The sequence below is a fragment of the Hydrogenophaga sp. genome (genome assembly GCF_050250835.1).
Taxonomy (GTDB): Bacteria; Pseudomonadota; Gammaproteobacteria; order Burkholderiales; family Burkholderiaceae_C; genus Hydrogenophaga.
In genome coordinates, this window is sequence record NZ_JBFWNX010000002.1 from 378,713 (window position 1) to 401,618 (window position 22,906).

The 22,906-nt window shown below is 66.1% G+C and carries 24 protein-coding genes and 1 pseudogene; 20 read left to right on the forward strand and 5 right to left on the reverse strand.

Going from position 1 to position 22,906, the window contains the following annotated elements; all coding sequences use genetic code 11:
• Nucleotides 1–5: 5 nt before the first annotated feature.
• The 15 genes and pseudogenes from pilV to tolA all read left to right on the forward strand — a co-directional run bounded on the left by pilV (nt 6) and on the right by tolA (nt 12,308).
• Complete coding sequence (gene pilV, locus AB7F11_RS04980) at nt 6–539, forward strand: type IV pilus modification protein PilV (protein WP_428289700.1); 534 nt, start codon at nt 6–8, stop codon at nt 537–539.
• Between the two features lie 2 nt (nt 540–541).
• Nucleotides 542–646, forward strand: a pseudogene (locus AB7F11_RS04985) (prepilin-type N-terminal cleavage/methylation domain-containing protein); the annotation flags it as partial.
• A complete protein-coding gene (locus AB7F11_RS04990) occupies nt 647–1,297 on the forward strand; it encodes a PilW family protein (RefSeq protein ID WP_428289729.1) in 651 nt (216 codons plus the stop codon).
• Nucleotides 1,298–1,302: 5 nt separating this feature from the next.
• A complete protein-coding gene (locus tag AB7F11_RS04995) occupies nt 1,303–2,013 on the forward strand; it encodes a pilus assembly protein (protein ID WP_428300726.1) in 711 nt (236 codons plus the stop codon).
• 16 nt (nt 2,014–2,029) lie between these two features.
• On the forward strand, nt 2,030–5,278 hold the full coding sequence (locus tag AB7F11_RS05000) for a pilus assembly protein (protein ID WP_428289702.1): 3,249 nt from the start codon (nt 2,030–2,032) through the stop codon (nt 5,276–5,278).
• Nucleotides 5,275–5,691, forward strand: coding sequence for a type IV pilin protein (locus AB7F11_RS05005; RefSeq protein WP_428289703.1), 417 nt, complete (start codon nt 5,275–5,277; stop codon nt 5,689–5,691). Before AB7F11_RS05000 ends, AB7F11_RS05005 begins: the two co-directional genes overlap by 4 nt.
• Nucleotides 5,692–5,749: 58 nt before the next feature.
• Nucleotides 5,750–6,394 carry a riboflavin synthase gene (locus AB7F11_RS05010; RefSeq protein WP_428289704.1) on the forward strand — a complete coding sequence of 215 codons (645 nt, stop codon included), beginning with the start codon at nt 5,750–5,752 and terminating at the stop codon, nt 6,392–6,394.
• Nucleotides 6,391–7,521: a bifunctional 3,4-dihydroxy-2-butanone-4-phosphate synthase/GTP cyclohydrolase II gene (gene ribBA / locus AB7F11_RS05015; RefSeq protein WP_428289705.1), complete on the forward strand. Its 1,131-nt coding sequence runs from the start codon at nt 6,391–6,393 to the stop codon at nt 7,519–7,521. The genes AB7F11_RS05010 and ribBA overlap by 4 nt, the downstream gene beginning before the upstream one ends.
• 26 nt (nt 7,522–7,547) lie before the next feature.
• Complete coding sequence (ribH, locus tag AB7F11_RS05020) at nt 7,548–8,012, forward strand: 6,7-dimethyl-8-ribityllumazine synthase (RefSeq protein ID WP_428289706.1); 465 nt, start codon at nt 7,548–7,550, stop codon at nt 8,010–8,012.
• 2 nt (nt 8,013–8,014) lie between these two features.
• A complete protein-coding gene (gene nusB / locus AB7F11_RS05025; RefSeq protein WP_428289707.1) occupies nt 8,015–8,545 on the forward strand; it encodes a transcription antitermination factor NusB in 531 nt (176 codons plus the stop codon).
• The gene (locus AB7F11_RS05030) at nt 8,542–9,762 is read left to right on the forward strand and encodes a pyridoxal phosphate-dependent aminotransferase (protein ID WP_428289708.1); all 1,221 of its coding nucleotides are present in this window, start codon (nt 8,542–8,544) and stop codon (nt 9,760–9,762) included. The genes nusB and AB7F11_RS05030 overlap by 4 nt, the downstream gene beginning before the upstream one ends.
• Before the next feature lie 17 nt (nt 9,763–9,779).
• Nucleotides 9,780–10,202, forward strand: coding sequence for a tol-pal system-associated acyl-CoA thioesterase (gene ybgC, locus AB7F11_RS05035; protein ID WP_428289730.1), 423 nt, complete (start codon nt 9,780–9,782; stop codon nt 10,200–10,202).
• A gap of 48 nt (nt 10,203–10,250) precedes the next feature.
• Entirely contained in the window at nt 10,251–10,949 is a 699-nt protein-coding gene (tolQ, locus tag AB7F11_RS05040) for a protein TolQ (protein ID WP_428289709.1), read from the forward strand.
• 2 nt (nt 10,950–10,951) lie between these two features.
• Entirely contained in the window at nt 10,952–11,395 is a 444-nt protein-coding gene (locus tag AB7F11_RS05045) for a biopolymer transporter ExbD (protein ID WP_428289710.1), read from the forward strand.
• A gap of 16 nt (nt 11,396–11,411) precedes the next feature.
• Nucleotides 11,412–12,308: a cell envelope integrity protein TolA gene (tolA, locus tag AB7F11_RS05050; protein WP_428289711.1), complete on the forward strand. Its 897-nt coding sequence runs from the start codon at nt 11,412–11,414 to the stop codon at nt 12,306–12,308.
• A 38-nt stretch (nt 12,309–12,346) separates the two neighbouring features.
• Here tolA and dnaE read toward each other — a convergent pair whose 3' ends face one another.
• From dnaE to AB7F11_RS05075, 5 genes are all read right to left on the reverse strand, one after another.
• A complete protein-coding gene (dnaE, locus tag AB7F11_RS05055; protein ID WP_428289712.1) occupies nt 12,347–15,919 on the reverse strand; it encodes a DNA polymerase III subunit alpha in 3,573 nt (1,190 codons plus the stop codon).
• A gap of 37 nt (nt 15,920–15,956) precedes the next feature.
• A complete protein-coding gene (locus AB7F11_RS05060) occupies nt 15,957–16,670 on the reverse strand; it encodes a DUF599 domain-containing protein (protein WP_428289713.1) in 714 nt (237 codons plus the stop codon).
• Nucleotides 16,671–16,749: 79 nt separating this feature from the next.
• On the reverse strand, nt 16,750–17,304 hold the full coding sequence (locus tag AB7F11_RS05065; protein WP_428289714.1) for a flavodoxin family protein: 555 nt from the start codon (nt 17,302–17,304) through the stop codon (nt 16,750–16,752).
• 31 nt (nt 17,305–17,335) lie between these two features.
• Complete coding sequence (locus AB7F11_RS05070) at nt 17,336–17,743, reverse strand: DoxX family protein (protein WP_428289715.1); 408 nt, start codon at nt 17,741–17,743, stop codon at nt 17,336–17,338.
• 51 nt (nt 17,744–17,794) lie between these two features.
• Nucleotides 17,795–18,496: a pirin family protein gene (locus tag AB7F11_RS05075; RefSeq protein WP_428289716.1), complete on the reverse strand. Its 702-nt coding sequence runs from the start codon at nt 18,494–18,496 to the stop codon at nt 17,795–17,797.
• 151 nt (nt 18,497–18,647) lie between these two features.
• On the opposite strand from AB7F11_RS05075, the gene AB7F11_RS05080 reads away from it, so the two are divergent.
• The 5 genes from AB7F11_RS05080 to trmB all read left to right on the forward strand — a co-directional run bounded on the left by AB7F11_RS05080 (nt 18,648) and on the right by trmB (nt 22,903).
• A complete protein-coding gene (locus tag AB7F11_RS05080; protein ID WP_428289717.1) occupies nt 18,648–19,595 on the forward strand; it encodes a LysR family transcriptional regulator in 948 nt (315 codons plus the stop codon).
• A gap of 118 nt (nt 19,596–19,713) precedes the next feature.
• The gene (locus AB7F11_RS05085) at nt 19,714–20,802 is read left to right on the forward strand and encodes an NAD(P)/FAD-dependent oxidoreductase (protein ID WP_428289731.1); all 1,089 of its coding nucleotides are present in this window, start codon (nt 19,714–19,716) and stop codon (nt 20,800–20,802) included.
• Between the two features lie 59 nt (nt 20,803–20,861).
• A complete protein-coding gene (locus AB7F11_RS05090; RefSeq protein WP_428289732.1) occupies nt 20,862–21,236 on the forward strand; it encodes a hypothetical protein in 375 nt (124 codons plus the stop codon).
• Nucleotides 21,237–21,258: 22 nt separating this feature from the next.
• Nucleotides 21,259–22,143, forward strand: coding sequence for a tRNA glutamyl-Q(34) synthetase GluQRS (gene gluQRS, locus AB7F11_RS05095; RefSeq protein WP_428289718.1), 885 nt, complete (start codon nt 21,259–21,261; stop codon nt 22,141–22,143).
• 34 nt (nt 22,144–22,177) lie between these two features.
• Nucleotides 22,178–22,903, forward strand: a complete 726-nt coding sequence (gene trmB, locus AB7F11_RS05100) for a tRNA (guanosine(46)-N7)-methyltransferase TrmB (RefSeq protein ID WP_428289719.1) — start codon at nt 22,178–22,180, stop codon at nt 22,901–22,903.
• The last annotated feature ends 3 nt before the right edge of the window (nt 22,904–22,906 follow it).

Here is a 22,906-nt window from a genome sequence, read left to right on the forward strand (position 1 = left end):
TCGCCATGCGTCCTCGCTGGCAAAGCGGCGTGAGCCTGATTGAAAGCCTCGTGGCGCTGTTGGTTTTCGCCCTGGGCGTACTCGGACTGGCCGGCTTGCAGGCTGGCACATTGGCGCAGGCACGCCATGCCAATGCGCGAGCCGTCTCCGTGCAGATGGCCAACGATCTCCTGGAGCGCATGCAGCTCAACCCGTTGATCGGTCCGTCCACGGCTTCTGCCACATCGCTCTACGAGATCGAGTGGGGCATGCGCATGGATTCAGCACCCGATTGCCACAGCCGTCCCTGCACCGGGGCCGAACTGGCCCGGCACGACCTGTTCCAGTGGAAACAATCGTGGCAGGCGTTGCTGCCGGGCGCGGACGCCCGCGTGTTCCGCTCCCAAACCGACCCCGGGCAGCTTGGCGTGATGCTCGGTTGGTCCGACGTGGGGACGCCCCCCTTCGGCCAATCCCCGCTGCCAGTGATGGAGGGCGACGACCCCCACGCCGTGTGCCCGAGGGATTTCACCTGTCATCTCGTCTACGTGCGGCCCTGATCATGGGCTCCAGGCGGGTTCTCCCAGAATGGCGATCGCACCGCAGAACACGCGGCGTCGGTCTCGTCGAGCTTCTCATCGCTCTGGTCATCGGTCTGCTGATTTCCGTGGCCGCCATCGGCAGCATGGCGCACGCGCGCGCCACTTCGGCCACGCTGGGGGAGGCCCTTCGCCTGCACCAGGACACAGCAACCGCCTTGCGCATCATCGGACATCAGGTTCGGCAGGCGGGCGCACGGGGCCTGATTGATGCGGCCGGCAGCGGCATGGTGGCGTTCAATCCGGGCTCGGCAGCCGACGACGCCGACAACGGTCCAGCGCAGGTGGACGGCACACAAGGGGCGGCCGGGGCGCCCGACACGCTGCGCACGGCCATGGACGCGGACCCCTCGATCGACGCCCGCGACTGCCTGGGCAACGTTCCCCTGGGCGAGCGCATCGTGAACCACTTCGAACTGGTTGCCGGCAACCTGCGTTGCAAGGGCTCCGGACACGAAGATCCCGCCCCGCTCATCGAAGGCGTGGAAGATCTTCAAGTGCGCTACGCGGTTCGAACCGGCGAGCAGGTTCAGTACCTGGAAGCCCCGGACGACTGGGGACGGGTGCAAGGCGTCATGGTCTGCCTGCGGCTGGTCAGTCCGGCTCGCAGCGCGGTGCAACGCCAACTCACCGGATGCCGCAACGAACCCATCGTCGACGACGGCCGCATGCGCCGCGTCGTCGTTCGCGTGATTCACCTTCGCAACGCACATACATGAAACCGATGGCAGCCGGTCAGCGCGGGGTGGCGCTCTTGGTGGTCATGGCCGCATTGCTGCTCGGAAGCATCGCACTGCTGGGCAGCCTTCAGGTGAGTTGGCTGGGCGAGCGCCGAGTGGGCAGCGAGAGCGACGCGCAACGCGCGTACGCCGCCGCGCAGGCGCTGATTCGCGACGCGGAACTTGACATCCTGGGGCTGCGCGCCGATGGCTCGCCCTGCGACAACGATCCGGCCGCACAGTCGGGCTGCCGGGCCCGGGATCCCGCCGCGCCCCACTACCCGCAGGACGACGACGACCTGGACCTTTTGCGCCAGCAGCTGAAGGCAGGCCACCGCAATTGCCTGCGCGGCATCTGCCTGCCCGATACCGTGGACGCACTCCAGGGTGCGTGGTCCGAAGACCTGGCCGCCATGACCTCCGGCAGCGGCGACACCGCCATTGCCGCCACCTATGGGCAGTTCACGATGTCGCGCCCCGACATCACCGACAACGCGCTGCTGGACCCGTCCACGCCTCTCGCCTGGTATTGGGTGGAAGTGTTCCGCTATTCGCAGGCCGCGGGCATTCTGAATCCGTCGGGAGACCTGCCCGTGCCTGACCGCCGCCACCCTTTTGTGTACCGCATCACCGCCTACGCAAAAGGGCTCAAGCCCGGCACCCGCGCGCACCTGCGCTCAGTGTTCGTGCCATACCCGCAAAACCAGAATCCATGAACTGAGAAGACCGTCCGTGCGTAGCATCACCCTCGTCAGCCTGGCCCTGCTCACCTGCGGCACGCCGTACACATCCGCCCACTCGGCGCCGCTCCAGCTGGCGCAGCATCCGGCGCGCATGTCGCGTCAGCCCGCGCCCAACGTCATCGTCTCCGTGGACAACTCGAGCAGCCTCGGTGACACGGGCTTGCAGGTCCTCAAGGCTGGCCTGAAGACCGCCTTCTCCGAGCAACGCCTGGAAGACGGTCGCATCCGGCTCGCGTGGCAAGGCATGCACGGCTGTCGAGGCATTCCGGGCAATACGGTGGCCTGCCAGGGCAGCAACGCTGTGCGCCCGCTCGACACCGGGCACCGCCAGCGGTTCATGGCCTGGGTCGACGGACTGGCACTGGGCCAGGGAACGCCGTCGCACAGCATGCTGGACGCAGCAGGGCAATACCTCAGCGCCACCGGCCTGGGCATCGACAGTCCATGGGCTTCCGCACCGGGGCATCGAGCTGAGCCCTTGCTGGCGTGCCGCAAGGCCTACCACCTCTTTTTGAGCGATGGGGCCTGGGGTCACGCCTCCAGCCTGGGCATTGACACCGCCGGTGCCGATCACCAGCGCGTCGTGCGTGGCGCCAACGCTGACAACAGTCCAGTCCGATTCCCCGACGGCGTGGAATTTCCCGGCCCTGCGAGCCAGACCCGCCTCTATCGGGACGCCTGGGGCAGCGCCGGCTTGAGCACGCTGTCGGACCTGGCTTTTCACTACTGGTCCCGCGACCTGCAACCCGGTCTGCCGAACGAGGTGGCGCCTCGCTGGCACGCGCCTCAAGCGAATGAGAATTTCGGCACCGACGCCGCGCCTGCCACATTGGAGCCCTACTGGAATCCGCGCAACGATCCAGCCACCTGGCAACACCTGGTGAACCACACCATCGGCCTGGGACGAGCCACCGACTGGACAGCGCAGCCCACCTGGTCGGGCGACCACTTCTCGGGCCTGGGGCCGCTCATCCGGGGCGAAGCCGAGTGGCCATCGCCTTTCTGCAACGACTTGCGCACCGGCCCCGGCAACCAGCCCTGCGACGGCGCCGACACCTACCAGTCGCGGCAGGCGTTTCGCAAGCCCGAGCTGTGGCACATGGCGCTCAACAGCCGTGGCCAGTTCACGCCTGCACCCGACGAGGACCGCCTGGTGGAGGCACTCGACCGAACCCTGCAGGACATCAGCCCAACCGACCCACCCCTGAGAACCAGCATCACCAGCAGCACCAGCCGCGTGCGCGCAGACGGCCTGGTCTTCATGGCAGGTTTCGATGCACGGCGCTGGAGTGGCGAGATCAGCGCCCACCGCATTTCGCCGGGCAGCCACACGGTGAGCGAGGCCCCGGTTTGGCGCGCCACCTCCATGCTGGACGCACCCCAACTCACGCTCGCGCAAAGGCTGATCCTCACGCACGATGGGGTGAAGGGTGTGGCCTTCGAATGGCAGCAGTTGTCCGCTGGCCAGAAGGCCCAGTTGCGCGGCGACGATGGCATTCGCCTGGGGCGACAACGTGTGGCGTACCTGCGTGGCGACCGTTTTCTTGAGAGCCAGCACGGTGGCCCCATGCGCCAGCGCAGTTCCCGGCTGGGCGACATCGTCAATGCCAACCTCTGGTACACCGGTGCCCCACAGCGGCCAGCTTTCCCGCAGGCGGGGCACGATGACTTCCGCGCTCGCCACGCCAACCGGATGCCCCTGGTCTACGTGGGCGCCAACGACGGCATGCTGCACGCATTCGACGCCCAGACCGGCGCCGAGCGACTCGCCTACGTGCCGCTGGCGGCCTACAGCACCCTGCACGCCTACACCCAGCCGTCGTACACCCACCGCTACAACGTGGATGGCAGCCCCTTCACTGGCGACGCCGACCTGCGCGCCACCGGCAGCACCCAACCCGACTGGCGCACGGTGCTGGTCAGCGGCCTGGCCGGCGGCGGGCGCGGCTACTTCATCCTCGATGTGACCGACCCCCGGAATTTCTCACCCGGTTCGGTTCTGCTGGATCGCAGTTTCGCCAGCACCGCCAGCGGCAGCTACTCTGGTCACGAGGACGTCGGACACATCTACGCTGCACCTGTGGTGGACGACGCCACCACGGGCCGCAGTGAGCAGATCGTCAAGCTCAACAACGGACGCTGGGCCGTGATCATGGGCAATGGTGTCAACAGCTCGCGCGAGCGCCCGGTCCTGCTGATCCAGTACCTGGACGGCGACCGGCGCCTGGTGCGCCTGATCGCCAGCCCGCAGGAACAACAATCCAACGGCCTGTTCGCACCGCGCCTCATCGACGTCAACAGCGACGGCAAAGTGGACCTGGCCTACGCTGGTGATCTTCAAGGCCAGCTCTGGAAGTTCAACCTGTCCGGCACCAACGAGGCGGATTGGGGCGTGAGCGTGTGGGACGGCAGCGGCAAGACCTGTCGAGATTCCACGCTCTGCGAACCCTTCTTCGTGGCAGTGGACAACACCACGCCAGCAAAGCGGCAACCCATCACCACCGCGCCCTTGTGGCTGGCGCATCCGCTGGGAGGCATCCAACTCATGTTCGGCACCGGCCAGCACCTGCAAACCTCGGACGCCACCGATACCCAGGTGCAGACCATCTACAGCGTCTGGGACAAAAGCGAATTCCTGCAACGCGACGGGCGCCTGAGCGTCCTGGACGCCGAGCCGATCCGCGCCAGGGACACCCGCCAGTCCCTGGTCCAGCAAATGGTGCTGGGCCAGGGGGGAGCGACGTCCACGCCCGAATGGGCCTACACCACCGAACGCACGGTGGCCTACACGCGCGGCGACAGCGCAGTCAACCACCGGGGCTGGTACCTGGACTTGCCACGCGAGCGCGAGCGCGTATTGCAGCCACCAGCGTACTTCGAGGGCCAGAAGGCCCTGATCACCAGCACCGTCCCGGCAGATGTCAGTGCCAGCGAAAGCTGCGAAGGCGGGTCTCTGGAGGACGAGCACTGGCTGACCGTGCTCAACATGATCTCCGGCAGACCGTCCGCCAGGCCGGTCTTTGCCCTGCCCGGCCTCACGGCCAGCCCCCAACTCGTCAGCCGCGTGCGGGTGAAGGCTTCCGAATTCATCACCCTGCCAGGCGCCAGCAACCGCCTGGACCTGATCTCTGCGCGCCAGGGCGAGGGTTGCATGGAACGCGCCTGCACGGACCAGGCCTCGCTGCTCGGTTCGGGTGGCCCCGGCGTGCGGATGGACTGGCGCGAGTTGCAGCGGTGAAGGTTCGCGGCTTCACCCTGATCGAAGTCACCATCGTGGTGGCGCTGATCGCCGTGCTCACCGTGATCGCCTTGCCCAACTACAACCAGTACGTGCTGCGCAGCCATCGGGCCCATGCGCGGGCCGCCCTGATGCGCCTGGCACAGTGGATGGAGCGCGAAGCCACGGTGCGCGGCAGCTATCCGCTGGCCATCGAAGTGCCGGCTGGCGTGCTCGGGGTGGAAGGCGGCCGCTATACCCTGTCGGTCAGTTCGGAAACGGGCTGGAGTCACCGCCTGAGCGCACTTCCCACCGGCGCCCAGACCGCCGATCCATGCGGCAGCTTCCACCTCGACCACACGGGCCAGCGCAGCCAGGGAGCCACCGCGCAGGTGCCCGAACCGCTGGACGCCCGCAGCTGCTGGGAACGCTGATTCGGTGTCGGCGATCGGCCGGAAAGTGAGGCGGTGAAAACCCTGCGAAAATACGCCGATGTTTACCGGCATCATCACCGGCGTGGGGCGCATCGCCGCCCTCCACGACCTGGGCAGCTCTTTGGAACACGGCAAGCGACTCACCATCGAGGCGCCCGCCGGGTACCTTGACGACGTGGGCCTGGGCGACAGCATCGCGCTCAATGGTGCCTGCATGACAGTCACCTCCCTCGACCTGCCCCGCCACCACTTCACCATCGACGTTTCGGCCGAATCCCTGGCCCGCACCACCGGCCTGTCCGCCCCCGGCCACCGGCTCAATCTGGAAAAGGCGCTGCGCGCCCATGACCGCCTGGGGGGTCACATCGTCTCCGGGCATGTCGATGGCGTCGGCACGGTCACGCGTTTTGCCCAGGTGGGCGAGAGCTGGGAACTGCGCGTGATGGCGCCCACCGACCTGGGCAGATACCTCGCCTACAAGGGCTCGATCACGGTCAATGGCGTGAGCCTCACCGTCAACCAGATCACCGACAGTCCGCAGGGCTGCGAGTTCAGCATCAACCTCATTCCCCACACGGTTCAGAACACCGCTCTGGGCCAACTGACCGAGGGCAACCCGGTCAATCTCGAAATCGACACCGTCGCCCGCTACGTGGAACGCATGCTGAGCGCCGGCAACCTCACACCCAAGGAAACCCCATGAACGCCCGCGAAAACCTCGTCCCGGTGGCCATATCGCCTGTCGAAGACATCGTCGCCGAGATGCGCGCGGGTCGCATGGTGATCCTGATCGACGAAGAAGACCGGGAGAACGAAGGCGACCTGGTCCTGGCCGCCGATCACGTGACGCCCGAAGCCATCAACTTCATGGCGCGCTTTGGTCGCGGCCTGATCTGCCTCACGCTCACGCGCGAGCGCTGCGAGCGCCTGCGCCTGCCGCCCATGGTGCCGCGCAATGGCACCAAGATGGGCACCGCCTTCACCGTCTCGATCGAAGCCGCCGAGGGCGTGACCACCGGTATCTCGGCCGCCGACCGCTCCCGCACCGTGCAGGTGGCCGTGGCGCCCAACGCTCAGGCTGCCGATCTCGTGCAACCAGGTCACATCTTTCCCCTGCAGGCGGTCGAAGGCGGCGTGCTCATGCGCGCGGGCCACACCGAGGCCGGCTGCGACCTCGCCGGCATGGCCGGCTGCAGCCCGGCTGCGGTGATCTGCGAGATCATGAAGGACGACGGCACCATGGCCCGCCTGCCCGACCTGCAGATCTTCGCCGCCGAGCACGGCCTGAAGATCGGCACGATCGCCGACCTGATCGAACACCGCAGCCGCCACGAAAGCCTGGTTCGCAAACTCGGCACACGCTTGCTCAACACCGCCTTCGGCGAATTCAGCGTCACCGCCTTCAGCGATGAACCCAGTGGTGCCCTGCACCTGGCACTGGTCAAGGGCCAGTGGAAGCCGGACGACAGCATCGCGGTGCGCGTGCACGAGCCGCTCTCGGTGCTCGACGCGCTGGAGGTGGGCCGCGCCATGCATTCATGGAGCCTGGAGGCCAGCCTGCGCCACATCGCTCAGGCTGGCGCCGGTGTGGCGGTGCTGCTCAACTGCGGCGAGACCGCTGCCCAACTGCTGGCCCAGTTTGAGGGCACGGCGCGCTCCGCGCAGGCGCCCGAGCGCGGCCGGATGGATCTGCGCACCTATGGCGTGGGCGCACAGATCCTTCGCGAATGCGGCGTGCTCAGGATGCAACTCATGGGCAACCCGCGCCGCATGCCCAGCATGGCCGGCTATGGGCTTGAAATCACCGGCTACCTCGGCCACAACGACTGACCCCTCCTACAGAAACGGAACCGCACATGTTCGGCGCAGACAAAGGCAACCCCAGCCAGCTCGATGGCAAGAAATTCAGCATCGGGATCGTCCAGGCGCGATTCAATGAAGCCATCACAGATGCGCTCTTCAACGCCTGCCTGAGCGAGCTGCTGGCGCTGGGCGTCCAGGAAAAGAACATCGCGCACGTCAAGGTGCCTGGCGCACTGGAAGTGCCGGTGGCTTTGCAGGCCATGGCCGAGCGCGACGATTTCGATGCCCTGATCGCCCTGGGCTGCATCATCCGCGGCGAAACCTACCACTTCGAGCTGGTGGCCAACGAGTCGGGCGCGGGCGTGACCCGCCTCGCCCTGGACTACCAGATCCCCATTGCCAACGCCATCCTGACCACAGAGAACCTGGAGCAGGCCGTGGCCCGTCAGGTCGACAAGGGACGCGACGCGGCCCGCGTGGCGGTCGAAATGGTCCACCTGCTTCAAGAGATCGGTTGAACATGCCCCAGGACACCTCCTCCGCCCCAGCCGAAAAAAGCGCCAAGAGTGGCACCACCGGCCGCAAGGCCGCAGACAAGTCGGCTCGCACACGCTCGCGAGAATTCGCCCTGCAGGCGCTCTACCAGCATCTTGTGGGTCGCAACGCCTCGGTCGACATCGACAGCTTCACGCGCGACCTGGCCGGCTTTCACAAAGCAGACAGCGTCCACTTCGATGCCCTCATGCACGGCTGCATCGCCGAAGCCGACGCACTCGACACGCTGATTTCCCCGCGGCTGGATCGCCCGCTCGCCGAACTCTCGCCCATCGAACACGGTGTGCTCTGGATTGGCGCCTACGAATTCCAGCACTGCCCGGACGTGCCCTGGCGCGTGGTGCTCAACGAGTGCATCGAACTGGCCAAATCCTTTGGTGGCACGGATGGCCACAAGTACGTCAATGGCGTGCTGCACCAGCTCGCCGCCCAGCTGCGGCCGGCCGAGGTCAGCGCATCGCCGGTGCGCAGCGGCTCGCGCAAGTCCGCTCCATGAGGATCGCGCAACGCGCCCAGCGCATTGAACCCTTCTACGTGATGGAGCTGGCCAAGGCCGCTGCTTCCATGGCCGCAGGCGCTCACCCTGGCGAACGGCCGATGATCTACCTCAACATCGGCGAGCCCGACTTCACCGCACCGCCGCTGGTGGCCGCCGCTGCCGAACGCGCCATTCGCGACGGTTGCAGCCAGTACACCGCGGCCACGGGCCTGCCCGCGCTGCGCCAGGCCATCAGCGGCTGGTACGCGTCGCGCTTCGGCCTGACCATCGACCCGGGCCGCATCGTCGTCACTGCCGGTGCATCTGCTGCGCTGCAACTGGCCTGCCTGGCACTCATCGAGGCGGGAGACGAAGTCCTCATGCCGGACCCCAGCTACCCCTGCAACCGCCAGTTCGTGCAAGCCGCGGAAGGCCGGGCGGTGCTGGTGCCCAGCACTGCGGCGCAGCGCTTCCAGCTCAGCGCGGCGCAGGTCGAGGCACACTGGACACCGGCCACGCGCGGCGTGCTGCTGGCCTCGCCATCCAATCCAACGGGCACCTCCATCGCGCGCGACGAACTCGAACGCATTGCGCGCCGTGTGCGCGAACGCGGCGGCATCACCCTGGTCGACGAAATCTACCTCGGCCTGAGCTACGACGAAGACTATGGCCACACCGCGCTGGGCCTGCCCGACGGCCTGGGCGACGAGATCATCAGCATCAACAGCTTCTCCAAGTACTTCAGCATGACCGGCTGGCGCCTGGGCTGGCTGGTGTTGCCGCCGGCCATGGTGCCGGCCGTTGAACGGCTGGCGCAGAACCTTTTCATCTGCCCCAGCACCATCGCCCAGCACGCTGCACTGGCCTGCTTCGAGGCCGAGAGCCTGGCCGAGTACGAGCGCCGCCGCGCGGCCTTCAAGGCGCGGCGCGACTACTTCATCCCTGAGCTCAACCGCCTGGGCCTGTCGGTGCCGGTGATGCCCGACGGGGCCTTCTACGCCTGGACCGACGTGAGCGCCCTGTGCCAGCGTTGGGGTATTCCTCCCACTCAGGAACGGGCGGACGAAGGCGGCAGTTGGGCACTGGCCTTCGAACTCATGAAACGCTGCCAGCTCGCCACCACCCCGGGAAGAGATTTCGGTACCGCCGAGCCTGGTCGCTACCTGCGCTTCTCCACCGCCAATGCCATGGCCCAGCTCCAGGAAGCCGTGGCCCGCCTGGAACAGGCACTGTGAACGAAATCAACCAAGGCATGTCGTTCAGTTGGCCGGTGCGCGTCTACTGGGAAGACACGGACGCAGGTGGCATCGTTTTTTACGCCAACTACCTCAAGTTCTTTGAACGCGCGCGCACCGAATGGCTGCGTGAACTCGGCATCGGCCAGCAGGCCCTGCGCGACGAGGTGGGTGGCATGTTCATCGTGAGTGCCACCCAGGTGCAATACCACCGTCCAGCGCGGCTGGATGATTTGCTTCTGGTTACAGCCCGTGTACTGGAAGCGGGCCGTGCGTCCCTGACAATCGAGCAGCGTGCGCTCCTCCACCCCCCGGACGAAGGTATGCCCCCCCTGTTGCTTTGCGAGGGGACCATCCGCATCGGCTGGGTCGATGTCCGCAGCCTGCGCCCACAGCGCATTCCCGCCCCGGTGCTGGAGGCGCTGCAAGGCCGGGCCTGACCCCCTTCCCTCAGAAACTTTCTTCCGTCCAACCGCATCCGAGAACCCATGACCCAAGATCTCTCCATCGTTCAATTGATGCTCAATGCGAGCTGGGTGGTGCAGGCCGTGGTGGTGCTGCTGGTGGTCGTCTCCGTGATCAGCTGGGCCGCTATCTTCCGCAAGGTCTTTGCCATTCGCCGCGTGCGCAACCACAACGATGAATTCGAGCGCGAGTTCTGGTCGGGCACCAACCTCAATGAGCTTTACGCTGCTGCCGCCCAGAGCGCCCGCCACGGCGGACCCATGGAACGGATCTTCGCCAGCGGCATGCGCGAGTACCAGAAGCTGCGGGAGCGCCGCATCACCGACAACGGCGCCCTGCTCGACGGCGCACGGCGTGCCATGCGCGCAAGTTTCCAGCGCGAGCTCGATGCGCTGGAGGCCAACCTCTCCTTCCTCGGCACGGTGGGCTCGGTGGCGCCGTACGTGGGTCTCTTCGGCACGGTCTGGGGCATCATGCATGCCTTCACCGGACTGGCCGCCCTGGCGCAGGTCACCCTGGCCACGGTGGCGCCGGGCATCGCCGAGGCGCTGGTGGCCACTGCCATCGGCCTGTTCGCCGCGATTCCCGCCGTGGTGTTCTACAACCGCTTCGCGCACGACATCGACCGCGTGGCCAACGGCATGGAGACCTTCATGGAAGAGTTCTCCAACATCCTGCAGCGCAACCTCGGCGCGCAATCCCAGACAGCGTCAGGACACTGAACATGCCCGCCGTCTCCTCTCGCGGCCGGGGTCGCCGCACCATCAACGAGATCAACATGGTCCCGTTCATCGACGTGATGCTGGTCCTGCTGATCATCTTCATGGTCACCGCGCCCTTGATCACGCCCAGCCAGATTGCCCTGCCCAGCGTGGGCCAGGCCGGTCGCCAGCCCGACCGCTTTGTGGCGGTGATGATCGACAAGGACGAGCAGATCACGGCACGGGAAGGCTCGGCCAGTGGTGAGGCGCAACCCGTCGCCCTGGGTCAGCTGGTCGCGCGCGTGCAGCAGTTGCAAATGGCCAAGGGCAGCATGCCCGAAGGTGGCGTGCCGGTGGTGATCAGCGCCGACAAGAACGTGAAATACGAAGCCGTTGTTCGCGTCATGGATACCTTGCAGCGCGCCGGTGTTGCACGCGTCGGCCTGTCCGTGCAAACCTCTCGCTGAGCAACCTGACAACCGCATGCAATCCACCGCCGATCACCTCGACCTCACACCGCCGCGCAATGGTCGCTGGCTGGGCCCCCTGGGGCTGGCGCTGGTGGCGCACGGGCTGCTGGTGATCGCGCTCACCATGGGCGTTCAGTGGAATCACGACGCCGAGCCGATGGCGGTCGAGGCCGAACTCTGGTCGCGCAACCCGCAGCAAGCAGCACCGCGCGAAGTGGCACCACCGCCGCCCCCACCGCAGGTCCAGCAGGCCCCCACGCCGCCGCCCAAACCGGTGCCTGCACCCACGCCCGCGCCGCCACCCCCTGGACCCACCCAGGCCGAGATCGCCACCGCACAGGCCAAGAAAAAGGCCGAGGCCGAGAAGCGCGAGCGCGCGGAAGAAGCGAAGAAGCTGGCCGCCCAGAAGGCCGCTGCTGAAAAGGTGGCGGCAGAGAAGAAAGCCGCCGCTGAAAAGGCTGCTGCGGAAAAGGAACGCCAGCAAAAGCTCGCGGACCAGAAACGCGAGCAACAGCGCAAGGAAGCAGCCGAAGAGAAACGCATGGCCCAGCTTCACGAGGACCAGATCAAACGCATGATGGGTCAGGCCGGCGCCACGGGCGGCCCCCAAAGCACCGGGTCCGCTCAACAGTCGAGCGGCCCGACGCCTGGCTACGCCGGGCGCGTGGCCGCGCGCATTCGCCCTAACGTGGTGTTCACCGACATCGCGCCGGGCAACCCACGTGCTGAAGTCGAAGTTCGCACCCAGCCCGACGGCACCATCATCTCGCGCAAGCTCGTCAAGAGCAGCGGCAACGCGTCCTGGGACGAGGCTGTGCTGCGAGCCATCGACCGCACCGCGTCCTTGCCGAAGGACACCAACGGAACCATTCCGCAACCCCTGACGATCAGCCTGCGACCGCTGGATTAAGAGGCCACCCCCAGCGCCACTGCGCGGCGCGGGTGGGGTCAGTCAAAGACGATTTCCGCCCGCTGTTCGTGCGCCTGCGCCATCCAGCTCGCCAGCGCGGCGTCGGTGGGGAAGAACAGGGCCCGGTCATCCAGATGCAGTTCGCATTGCGCGCCCTCGCGCAACAGCGCCAGCCGCACCGGCAACCCGCGCACCAGTTCGCCCTGCTCGGTGATCTCGCGCTTGGGAGGAAACTCGCGCACCAGTTGCGCCACCGCCGGTGCATGGCCATTTACAGCCACACGCAGGTACTTGCCAAAGCGGCAGCGCGCCGCAGCCAGGTCCCAGACCTGCTGGATCTTCAGGCGCACACCGCCTGAGAAGCGGTCGGGCTGCGCCACCGCCTGCACGATGATCAGTTCATCGTCCTTGAGCAAGTGGCGGTGGGCGTTGATGAGGTTCTCGTCGGCGCTGGTCTCGAACACGCCGGTCTTGTCGTCGAGCTTGAAAAGCGCGAGCTTGCCGCGCTGGCCGTTGATGACGCGAAAGTCGGTCACGATACCTGCAAGGATCTGCGGGTCGCGGCTTTCCACGACATCGCCCAGCGGCGTGCGCGCAAAGCGTCGCACTTCGCGCTCGACCTCGTCGAACAGGTGGCCCGAAAAATAGAAACCGATGGCGCTCTTCTCATGCGTGAGGCGCTCCTTGATGCCCCACGGCATCACGGCCACCAGATCGGGTTCCTGTGTGCTGGAGCCGTGATCGTCGTCACCACCCATCATGTCGAACAACCCGCCCTGGTTGGCGTTGGCCAGGCAGGCGGCGGCAAACTCGAAGGCACGGTCTACCGAGGCCAGGAGTTCGGCGCGATTGAGGTGCAGTGAATCGAAGGCACCGGCCTTGATCAGCGCTTCCACAGTGCGCTTGTTCAGCCGCGTGCGATCGACGCGCACACAAAAATCGAACAGGCTCTTGAAAGGACCCTTTTCCTCGCCTCGGGGGCCCTCGCCCCGCCCTTCCCGCGCGGCCACGATGGCTTCAATGGCTTGCTGGCCCGTGCCCTTGATGGCGCCCAGGCCATAGCGGATGGACTTGTTGCTGATGGGTTCAAACCGGTGAAAGCCCCGATTCACGTCCGGCGCCTCGAAAGTCATGCCCATCTTCTGCGCGTCTTCGAACAACACCTTGAGCTTGTCGGTGTCGTCCATTTCCACGGTCATGTTGGCGCAGAAGAATTCCGCCGTGTAGTGCACCTTGAGCCAACCCGTGTGGTAGGCCAGCAGCGAGTAGGCGGCGGCGTGCGACTTGTTGAAGCCGTAGCCCGCAAACTTTTCCATCAGGTCGAAGACTTCGTCGGCCTTCTCCTGCACGATGCCATGGGTGGCCAGCGCACCGGAGCGGAACTTCTCGCGGTGCTCGGCCATCTCCTCGGCCTTCTTCTTGCCCATTGCGCGGCGCAACAGATCGGCGCCACCGAGCGAGTAGCCGCCCAGGATCTGCGCGGTCTGCATCACCTGTTCCTGGTAGACCATGATCCCGTAGGTCTCGGAGAGCATCTCGGCCACCGCCGGGTGCGGGTACTCCACCGGCTCCTTGCCGTGCTTGCGGTTGACGAAGCTGGGGATCAGGTCCATGGGACCGGGCCGGTACAGCGCGTTCAGGGCAATGAGGTCTTCCAGGCGGCTGGGCTTGGCGTCCCGCAGCATGCCCTGCATGCCGCGACTTTCAAACTGGAACACGGCTTCGGTCTGACCGCGTGAGAACAGGGCGTAGACCCTGGCGTCGTCCAGAGGCACATCTTCGAAGCGGAAGTTTTCCTGACCGGGGTGGCGCTTGATGATGAGCTCACGGGCGATCTCCAGGATGGTGAGCGTGGCCAGGCCCAGAAAGTCGAACTTCACCAGGCCGATGGCTTCCACATCGTCCTTGTCGTACTGGCTCACCGCCGATTCGCTGCCGGGCTGAGCGTAGAGCGGGCAGAAGTCGGTGAGTTTTCCCGGGGCGATCAGCACACCGCCGGCGTGCATGCCCACGTTGCGCGCCATGCCCTCGAGCTTCTGAGCGAGCTCGATCAGCGTCTTGACATCGTCTTCTTTCTGGATGCGCTCGGCCAGCACCGGCTCCATCTCGATGGCGTAGTTGTTCTTGTCGCCCTCTTTCTTCGGCACCGGCGGGTATTGCAGCGTGACCGACATGCCCGGCTTGTTGGGAATCAGCTTGGAGATGCCATCGCAGAAACCGTAAGAGAAGTCGAGCACGCGGCCCACGTCTCGAATGGCCGCCCGCGCCGCCATGGTGCCGAAGGTCGCGATCTGGCTCACCGCGTCCTTGCCGTACTTGTCCTTCACGTAGTCGATCACCCGGTCTCGGTTGGACTGGCAGAAGTCGATGTCGAAGTCGGGCATGGACACCCGTTCGGGGTTCAGGAAGCGCTCGAACAGCAGCTTGTATTGCAAAGGGTCAAGATCGGTGATCTTCAACGCATAGGCCACCAGCGAACCCGCACCCGAACCCCGGCCAGGGCCGACCGGGCAGCCGTTGTTCTTGGCCCAGTTGATGAAGTCGCCCACGATGAGGAAATAGCCGGGAAAACCCATCTTCAGGATGGTGTTGATCTCGAACTCCAGGCGTTCAACGTAACGCGGCCGCTCGGCGTCGCGCTGGGCGACATCGGGATAAAGATGCGCCAGGCGCTCTTCCAGCCCTTCAAAGGAGGACTGGCGGAAGAACTCCTCCATCGGCATGGGCACGCCGTTGACCAGCGGTGTGGGGAAGTCGGGCAACTGCGGCTTGCCCAGCGTGAGCGTGAGGTTGCAACGCTTGGCGATCTCCAGCGTGTTGGTAATGGCCGACGGCACGTCGGCAAACAGCGCCTGCATCTGAGCCGCGCTCTTGAAGAATTGCTCTCGGGTGAAGCGACGCACGCGCCGGTTGTTGCCCAGGATCTCGCCGTCGGCAATGCACACGCGAGCCTCATGCGCTTCGTAGTCGTCGGCCTCCAGGAACTGGACGGGGTGCGTGGCCACCACCGGCAGGTGCAGGCGGGCGGCCAGTTGCACCGCCTGGCTCACATGACGTTCGTCATCGGTGCGACCGGCGCGTTGCAGCTCCAGGTAGAAGCGGTGCGTGAACAGGGTGGAGAGTTGCAGGGCGAGTTCCGAGGCGCGCTGCGAGTCTCCTTGCAGCAGCGCCTGCCCCACCGGCCCGGCCTGCGCACCCGAGAGCAGGATGAGCCCGGCGTTGAGTTCCTGCAGCCAGTCGCGGTGCACCACGGCCTGATCGCGAGCGCCGTTGCGCGTCCAGGCGCGCGCCAACAGTTCGCACAGGTTGAGGTAGCCCTGATGATCCTGCACCAGAAGCAACACGCGCGGCGCCGCCGGCTGGTGACTGCCAGGCATGGCACCGGGTGTCTCCTCGGCAAACCCCTGCAGCATCACTTCGGCACCGATCAGTGGTTTGACACCGGCGCCACGGGCGGCCTTGTAGAACTTGACCGCGCCGAACAAATTGCTCAGGTCGGTGATCGCCAGTGCGGGCTGGCCATCGGCGGCGGCGGCAGCCACCACGTCGTCGATGCGGTTGGTGCCATCGACGATGGAGAACTCGGTGTGCAGGCGCAGGTGTGTGAACATCGGGCCATTTTAGAAGGCGCCGCGCGGGCGAACAGCGTCAGACGATGGGCGTCACATCTTCTTTCAAGAGCTGCAGCACTTCCGAACGAAACTCGCGGCTGTAGAGAATGGCAACGACCAGCAATGTGGCCACGATCATGGCCACGGGCGAGACAAACCAGGCCAGTGCAGCAAACGAAAAGTAATAAGCACGAAGGCCGTCGTTGAAGGTCTCAGCCGCCGCGCCGACCATGCCTGCCGCACGGTTCGCATACATCTGGCGGTCGGCCTTGCCCGCCTCGAAATCTGCGGCGGGCGGCATGGCGCCAATGACCAGCGCGACGAAGGTGTACTGCCGCATGCACCATGAGAAACGAAAGAAGGCGTAAACAAAAATCGCCACCATCACCAGGATCTTGAATTCGAAGACGACCAGCGTGGTGGTCTGCGCAAACGGAATCTCGCTCATGAGTTCGGTGGCCTTGTCGGTGGTGCCGAGCAAGGCGAACAGGCCGCCGATGACGAGGATGGACGTGGACGAGAAGAACGCCGGCGTGTTGGACAGGGTTTGCGTGATCAGGCCGTCGAGCATGCGCGGTTCGCGCGCGGTGGTCTGCATCATCCAGTAGGCGCGGTAGCGATTGGTGGTCTGGATCAGCGAACCGACCTTGCGGCCCCAGACCCGCGCGAACCAGGCGTAGCCTGTCCACAAGGCAAAAAAGCAGGCCAGCGCAAGCCAGTCTGCCCAGGGGATGATGCTGAGGACTTTCATACTGCAAATATAAGCCTCTTGCCCCCCGATCATCCTGAGCTGGTCGAAGGGCAGGCTCAGCCCGAACGGCCTGTGAGGATCAGCGCGTGAACTTCTCCGCCACAGCCGCCACCCGCTCGCCGAACAGCCTTGCCGTCTCCAGGTCGCCGGGCAGCATGTCGCCTGCACCCGCGTCCGACGGGCTCTGTGCGATGGCGCCGCTGTAGCTCACGAGGTAGTTCAGGTCGTTGCGTTGCGCGCCCTTGGTGTTGCTGGGCATCAGGCCCTGGCTCACCCAGATCATGCCGTGCTGCATGGCCAGGGTGAAGAGCGTGTTGAGGGTGGCGAGCTTGTCGCCGTTCATGCCCGCGCTGTTGGTGAAGCCGGCCGCGATCTTGTCTTTCCACTTCTGGGAGAACCAGGGCTTGCTCGAGGCATCGGCGAACTTCTTGAACTGCCAGCTCACGCTGCCCATGTAGGTGGGCGAGCCCATGATGATGGCGTCGGCGGCGTCCAGCGCTTCCCAGCCACCTTCGGGCAGGTTGCCATCGGCATCAATGGCGATCAGCTCGGCGCCGGCGCCCTGCGCCACCGATTGCGCCATGCGCTGGGTGTGACCGTAACCCGAGTGGTAAACCACAACAACTCTGGACATGCAGATTCCTTGAAATGGAAGGGAAACGGACTCAGGCCTTGCGACGGGCGTCGACGCTGAAGGCACCGGCACCGAAGGCGGCGAAGGCGAGCAGGCCACCGGTGATGGCCATGTTCTTGAAGAACATGAGTTGCTGCATCATTTGCTGCTCGGCGGGCATGGCCCAGTAGGCGTGAAAGAAATAGCTGGCCACCAGGGTGAACACGGCCAGAGCAATGGCGGCATAACGCGTACCCAGGCCGATCAGCAGGGCGATACCGCCGATCAGTTCGATCACCAGCGCAATCGCCACGCCCACCTGGGGCAGGGGCAGGCCCATGGCCGTGGCGTAGCCCACGGTACCGGCAAAGCCGGCGATCTTGCCAAAGCCTGCGGGGATGAAGACCACGGCCAGGAGAATGCGGCCGATCAGGGCCAGGGGATTTTGAAGTGCGTTCATGGTGATTCCTTTAAGAACAAAAAAACAGAAAGGTTGAGGGTCGGGAAAGTTTCAAGCGGCCAGGTCGAACACCAGCACTTCGGCGTCCTTGCCATGGGCCAGCGAAAGGCGGCTCTCGCCGGACAGCACGGCCGCGTCGCCTGTGCGCAGGCGTTGGTCGTTCACATCAAGCTCGCCCCGCACCAGATGCACATAGGCCTTGCGCGCGGGATTCAGTGCCAGTTCGGCGGCTTCCTCACCGTCCAGCAGGCCGGCGTACATGGCGGCGTCTGCGTGGATGGTCACGGAACCTTGTGCGCCGTCGCTGGAGGCCACCAGGCGGAGTTGCCCGCGCTTCTCGGCCTCGGAAAAGCTCTTCTGCTCGTAGCCAGGGTCGATGCCGCGCACATTGGGCTCGATCCAGATTTGCAGGAAGTGCGTGGTGCTGTTGGGCGCGTGGTTGAACTCGCTGTGGCGCACACCGCTGCCGGCGCTCATGCGCTGGACGTCGCCAGGCGGAATGCCCTTCACATTGCCCATGCTGTCCTTGTGCGCGAGGTTGCCCTCCAACACGTAGCTGATGATCTCCATGTCGCGGTGGCCATGCGTGCCGAAACCAGTGCCGGGCGCGATGCGGTCTTCGTTGATCACGCGCAGATTCCCCCAGCCCATCCAGGCGGGATCGAAATACTCTGCAAAGGAAAAAGAGTGATGGCTCTTGAGCCAGCCGTGGTCGGCGAAGCCGCGAGCTTCGGAGCGTCGAATCTGGAGCATGGTGTGGTCCTTTCCGTCGGTGGGGCCCGCCCCCGCGCTGTGGCGCTTCAAGCTGGCATGGGGTGGATTGTGGGCGTCACCACCGCTCTTCTGGCGGCACGGATTTGATGGCATCATTCAAAAAGTTTGAATCATCGACCCGGGATCATCCATGGCCACCGCCACACCACGAGCCGCACTTTCGCCTGAAAACCTGGGTTTGCTGGAGGCTGTGGCACGACTGGGCAGCATGGCCGCCGCTGCGCGCGAAGCGGGTATGGTGCCCAGCGCGCTCACCTACCGCATACGGCAGATCGAAGACGCGCTCGACGTGCTGCTGTTCGACCGGAGCGCCCGGCGCGCCGTGCTCACGCCGGCGGGAGCCGAATTGCTGCGATCGGGGCAATACCTGCTCAACGAGCTCGATGCGGTGGCCCAGCGTGTCAAGCGGGTGGCCACAGGGTGGGAACCGCAGCTCACCATCGCCGCCGACGCCATCATCGCCCGCGCCACCCTGTTCGAACTCTGCGAAGCGTTCTATGCAGAAGGCGCGCCCACCCGGCTCAAGCTGCGCGCGGAGACGCTCTCCGGCACGGTGGAGGCCCTGCAAAGCGGCCAGGCGGACATTGCCCTGGGTGTGCCCAGCGAGATGACCGTCAGCGAATTCCAGTCCGCCCCCATGGGCACGCTGCAGTTCGTCTACGCCGTGGCACCGCACCACCCGCTCGCTGCGGCCACCCACAGCCTGTGCGACGAGGAACTGCGCGAACACCGAGCCGTGGCGGTGGCCGACAGCACCCAGCGAGGGCGTGGCGTGACGCACAACCTGCTGCCCGGACAGGACGTGCTCACCGTGCCGACCATGCAGCACAAACTGGAGGCGCAATTGCGTGGGCTGGGCAGCGGCTACCTGCCGCTTCCCTTGGCACAACCTTTCATCCACGCGGGGCGGCTGGTGGTCAAGACGGTGCAGCGACCCAACCGCTCGCTGCGCGTCGCCTACGCGTGGCGCCAGCCGCGCAGCGCTGGCGATACCGGCCGTGCGCTGCGCTGGTGGCTGGATCGCCTGCAAAGCCCCAAAACGCGCGACGCCCTGCTGCACAACCATCACCAGATTTGACGGCGACCCATCCCGCATCCCTCGGTCGGGCTGCTACAGTCGGCCACACGCCCAACCGCAACCCGAAGCGCCCCGAGACATGCAAAAAATGAAAAAGCCCCGCGCATCCGCCACGTCGATGGCCCGTTCGAGGGCGGCTGACTTTTCCCCTTTGCACATTGCGGTGGTGGGTGGCGGCATGGCTGGCGTGGTGTGCGCGCGAACGCTGTTGCAGGCGGGTCACCGCGTCACCCTGCTGGAAAAAAGCCGTGGCTTCGGTGGGCGCATGGCCACGCGGCGCACCGAGTTCGGTGGCTTCGACCATGGCACGCAGTACTTCACCGTGCGCGACGCCCGCTTCGACACTGCGCTCCGCAACAACGCCACGGCCGTCGTTCGGCCATGGAGCGCCAGCACGGTGCGCGTGCTCGACGAGTTCGGGCACGTCCTCGCCAGCGCACCGCCGCCCACCGAACCGCACTTCGTGGCCTCACCCGGCATGAGCGCGCTGGTCAACCTCTGGGCACAACCCCTGGCGCACCCCGAGCTGCATGGCGGCCTGCTCGCCCGAACGTTGCTCGACACGCACGTCTCCCGGATCGAGCGCGATGCCTTGCATGCCGAGCAGTGGCAACTGCGCGCCGAAGACGCGCAGGGCGGCCAGCAAGTGCTGGGCGGCTTCGATCGTGTCGTGCTCGCCATGCCGCATCCCCAGATCCACGACCTGCTGCTGACCTCCGGCCTCGCGCCCGAACTGCGCCAGGCGCTGACCTCGGTGCATGTTGCGCCCTGCTGGACGCTGATGGTGGCCTACCCGCAGGCCATGCAACCCGGGCTGCCACACCTCGGGCCGCAGTGGAATGCCGCACGCAGCACGCACCACCGCATCAGCTGGCTGGCACGTGAGTCGAGCAAACCCGGGCGCGAACCCATCGAACGCTGGACCGTGCAGGCCAGCCCGGCGTGGTCCACCAAGCACCTGGAAGACGACAACGAACGTGTCAAAGCCAAGCTGCTCAAAGGATTTGCAGAGATTACCGGCATCCGCGCCACACCCAGCCACGCCGTGGTGCACCGCTGGCGCTTTGCGCAAACGCAGACACCACTGGGCAAGACCCACCTGCGCGACAAGACACTGGGCATCGGCGCCTGCGGCGACTGGTGCCTGGGCCACCGCGTGGAAGACGCCTTCGTCTCCGGACTGGAGATGGCACTGGCGATCGCCTGAGCGACGCCAGCGCTTTGCGCTTCTGGCCCTCTTGAGCCATCGCCCGTTGCATCAGAGCCATCCCCCTTTCAGACCGAGCCTTCTCCCGTTCGGACCGAGCCTTCTCCCGTTCGGACCGAGCCTTCTCCCGTTCGGGCCGAGCCTTCTCCCGTTCGGACCGAGCCTTCTCCCGTTCGGACCGAGCCTTCTCCCGGTCGGACCGAGCCTTCTCCCGGTCGGACCGAGCCCTCTCCCGTTCGGACCGAGCCTTCTCCCGGTCGGACCGAGCCCTCTCCCGTTCGGACCGAGCCCTCTCCCGTTCGGGCCGAGCCTTCTCCCGGTCGGACCGAGCCCTCTCCCGTTCGGACCGAGCCTTCTCCCGTTCGGACCGAGCCTTCTCCCGTTCAGACCGAGCCCACTCCCGTTCGGGCCGAGCCTTCTTCCGTTCGGGCTGAGCCTGTCGAAGCCCTTGCCGACATGACCACGGCAAGCTACAGAGGCCGTTTCGCCCCCTCCCCCACCGGCCCGCTACACGCCGGTTCGCTCGTGGCCGCGCTGGCCAGCTGGCTCGACGCACGCACCCACGGTGGCGTCTGGCTGGTGCGCATGGAAGATGTCGACACGCCGCGCTGCGTGCCCGGCGCCGACGAAGAAATCCTGCGGCAACTCGCCGCCTGCGGCCTGATCAGCGACGAACCGGTGGCATGGCAATCGACGCGCACGTCGTTGTACCAGCAGGCGCTCGACACCCTGGCCGGTACGGACCAGGCCTATCCCTGCGCGTGCTCGCGCAAAGACATCGAGATCGCGCTGCTCGCCCGGGGACTGCATCGCGAACGCCACCACGCCGCCGTCTACCCCGGCACCTGCCGGCCCGAACGCGGGGGCCTGAACGGAAGAGCGGCACGCGCCTGGCGATTCGCGGTGAACCCCACCGAGGCGCCTGTGGACTGGACCGACCGTTGGCTGGGGCCGCAAACGCAGGATGTGGCCGCGGAGGTGGGTGATTTCGTGCTCCGGCGCGCCGATGGTCTGTGGGCCTACCAGCTCGCCGTGGTGGTGGACGATGCCCGACAGGGCATCACGCACGTGGTGCGCGGCCAGGATCTGGCCGACAACACCGCGCGGCAGGTCCTGCTGCAGCGCGCCCTGGGCCTGCCCACACCGGCCTACCTGCACACGCCCCTGGTGCTGGGTGCCCATGGCGAGAAACTCAGCAAACAAAATGGCGCGCAGGCGCTGGACCTGAGCGAGCCACTGGCGGCGCTGGGCCGTGCGGCGCAGGCGCTGGGCCTGCCCGCTGCGAGGGGCTCGACGCCTGCACAGGCACTCGACGCGTGGACCAAGGCCTGGCGCGCCTAAAATCCATCCCTTCGCCGACCGATCGCCGCGCCCCATGACCGACCCCCGCCACGCGCTGCCGCGCACCCCTCCCAGCGACGCGACACACCTGCGTGAAGTCAAGAGCTATGTGCTGCGAACAGGCCGCGTAGGCCCCGGTCAGGCCCGGGCTTTCGAGCAATACGGCCCCCGCTTCCTGCTGAACTACAGCGCTGCTGCGTTCGATGCACGCGCTGCCTTCGGCCGCGACGCACCGCTCATCCTGGAGATCGGCTTCGGCATGGGTGGCGCCACGGCACACATCGCCAGCGTCCGGCCAAACGACAATTTCCTGTGCTGCGAGGTGCACGAACCCGGCGTGGGTGCGCTGCTCAAGCTCGTGGGCGAACAAGGCCTGGAGAACATCCGCATCCTCCGCCACGACGCGGTGGAGGTGCTGGACCACATGCTGGGCGAGAACAGCCTGGACGGCGTGCACATCTTTTTTCCTGACCCCTGGCACAAAAGCCGCCACCACAAGCGCCGCCTCATCCAGGGGCCTTTCGTGAACCGCCTCGCGCGCCACCTCAAATCTGGTGGCTACCTGCACCTGGCGACCGATTGGGAGCCCTACGCTCAACAGATGCTGGACGTGCTGAACGCCGAGCCGATGCTGCAGAACACCGCATCGGACAGCGAGGGGTTTGTGACCAAGCCCGACTACCGGCCACTCACCAAGTTCGAGAACCGCGGCCTCAAGCTCGGCCACGGCGTGTGGGACCTGGTGTTCCGCCGAACCTGACCG

Excerpts from the sequence above, each read along its gene's own strand:
- pilV (WP_428289700.1), top strand. The coding sequence starts at position 6 with ATGCGTCCTCGCTGGCAAAGCGGCGTGAGCCTGATTGAAAGCCTCGTG.
- AB7F11_RS04995 (WP_428300726.1), top strand. The coding sequence starts at position 1,303 with ATGGCAGCCGGTCAGCGCGGGGTGGCGCTCTTGGTGGTCATGGCCGCA.
- AB7F11_RS05010 (WP_428289704.1), top strand. The coding sequence starts at position 5,750 with ATGTTTACCGGCATCATCACCGGCGTGGGGCGCATCGCCGCCCTCCAC.
- ribBA (WP_428289705.1), top strand. The coding sequence starts at position 6,391 with ATGAACGCCCGCGAAAACCTCGTCCCGGTGGCCATATCGCCTGTCGAA.
- ribH (WP_428289706.1), top strand. The coding sequence starts at position 7,548 with ATGTTCGGCGCAGACAAAGGCAACCCCAGCCAGCTCGATGGCAAGAAA.
- nusB (WP_428289707.1), top strand. The coding sequence starts at position 8,015 with ATGCCCCAGGACACCTCCTCCGCCCCAGCCGAAAAAAGCGCCAAGAGT.
- AB7F11_RS05030 (WP_428289708.1), top strand. The coding sequence starts at position 8,542 with ATGAGGATCGCGCAACGCGCCCAGCGCATTGAACCCTTCTACGTGATG.
- ybgC (WP_428289730.1), top strand. The coding sequence starts at position 9,780 with ATGTCGTTCAGTTGGCCGGTGCGCGTCTACTGGGAAGACACGGACGCA.
- tolQ (WP_428289709.1), top strand. The coding sequence starts at position 10,251 with ATGACCCAAGATCTCTCCATCGTTCAATTGATGCTCAATGCGAGCTGG.
- AB7F11_RS05045 (WP_428289710.1), top strand. The coding sequence starts at position 10,952 with ATGCCCGCCGTCTCCTCTCGCGGCCGGGGTCGCCGCACCATCAACGAG.
- tolA (WP_428289711.1), top strand. The coding sequence starts at position 11,412 with ATGCAATCCACCGCCGATCACCTCGACCTCACACCGCCGCGCAATGGT.
- dnaE (WP_428289712.1), bottom strand. The coding sequence starts at position 15,919 with ATGTTCACACACCTGCGCCTGCACACCGAGTTCTCCATCGTCGATGGC.
- AB7F11_RS05060 (WP_428289713.1), bottom strand. The coding sequence starts at position 16,670 with ATGAAAGTCCTCAGCATCATCCCCTGGGCAGACTGGCTTGCGCTGGCC.
- AB7F11_RS05065 (WP_428289714.1), bottom strand. The coding sequence starts at position 17,304 with ATGTCCAGAGTTGTTGTGGTTTACCACTCGGGTTACGGTCACACCCAG.
- AB7F11_RS05070 (WP_428289715.1), bottom strand. The coding sequence starts at position 17,743 with ATGAACGCACTTCAAAATCCCCTGGCCCTGATCGGCCGCATTCTCCTG.
- AB7F11_RS05075 (WP_428289716.1), bottom strand. The coding sequence starts at position 18,496 with ATGCTCCAGATTCGACGCTCCGAAGCTCGCGGCTTCGCCGACCACGGC.
- AB7F11_RS05080 (WP_428289717.1), top strand. The coding sequence starts at position 18,648 with ATGGCCACCGCCACACCACGAGCCGCACTTTCGCCTGAAAACCTGGGT.
- AB7F11_RS05085 (WP_428289731.1), top strand. The coding sequence starts at position 19,714 with ATGGCCCGTTCGAGGGCGGCTGACTTTTCCCCTTTGCACATTGCGGTG.
- gluQRS (WP_428289718.1), top strand. The coding sequence starts at position 21,259 with ATGACCACGGCAAGCTACAGAGGCCGTTTCGCCCCCTCCCCCACCGGC.
- trmB (WP_428289719.1), top strand. The coding sequence starts at position 22,178 with ATGACCGACCCCCGCCACGCGCTGCCGCGCACCCCTCCCAGCGACGCG.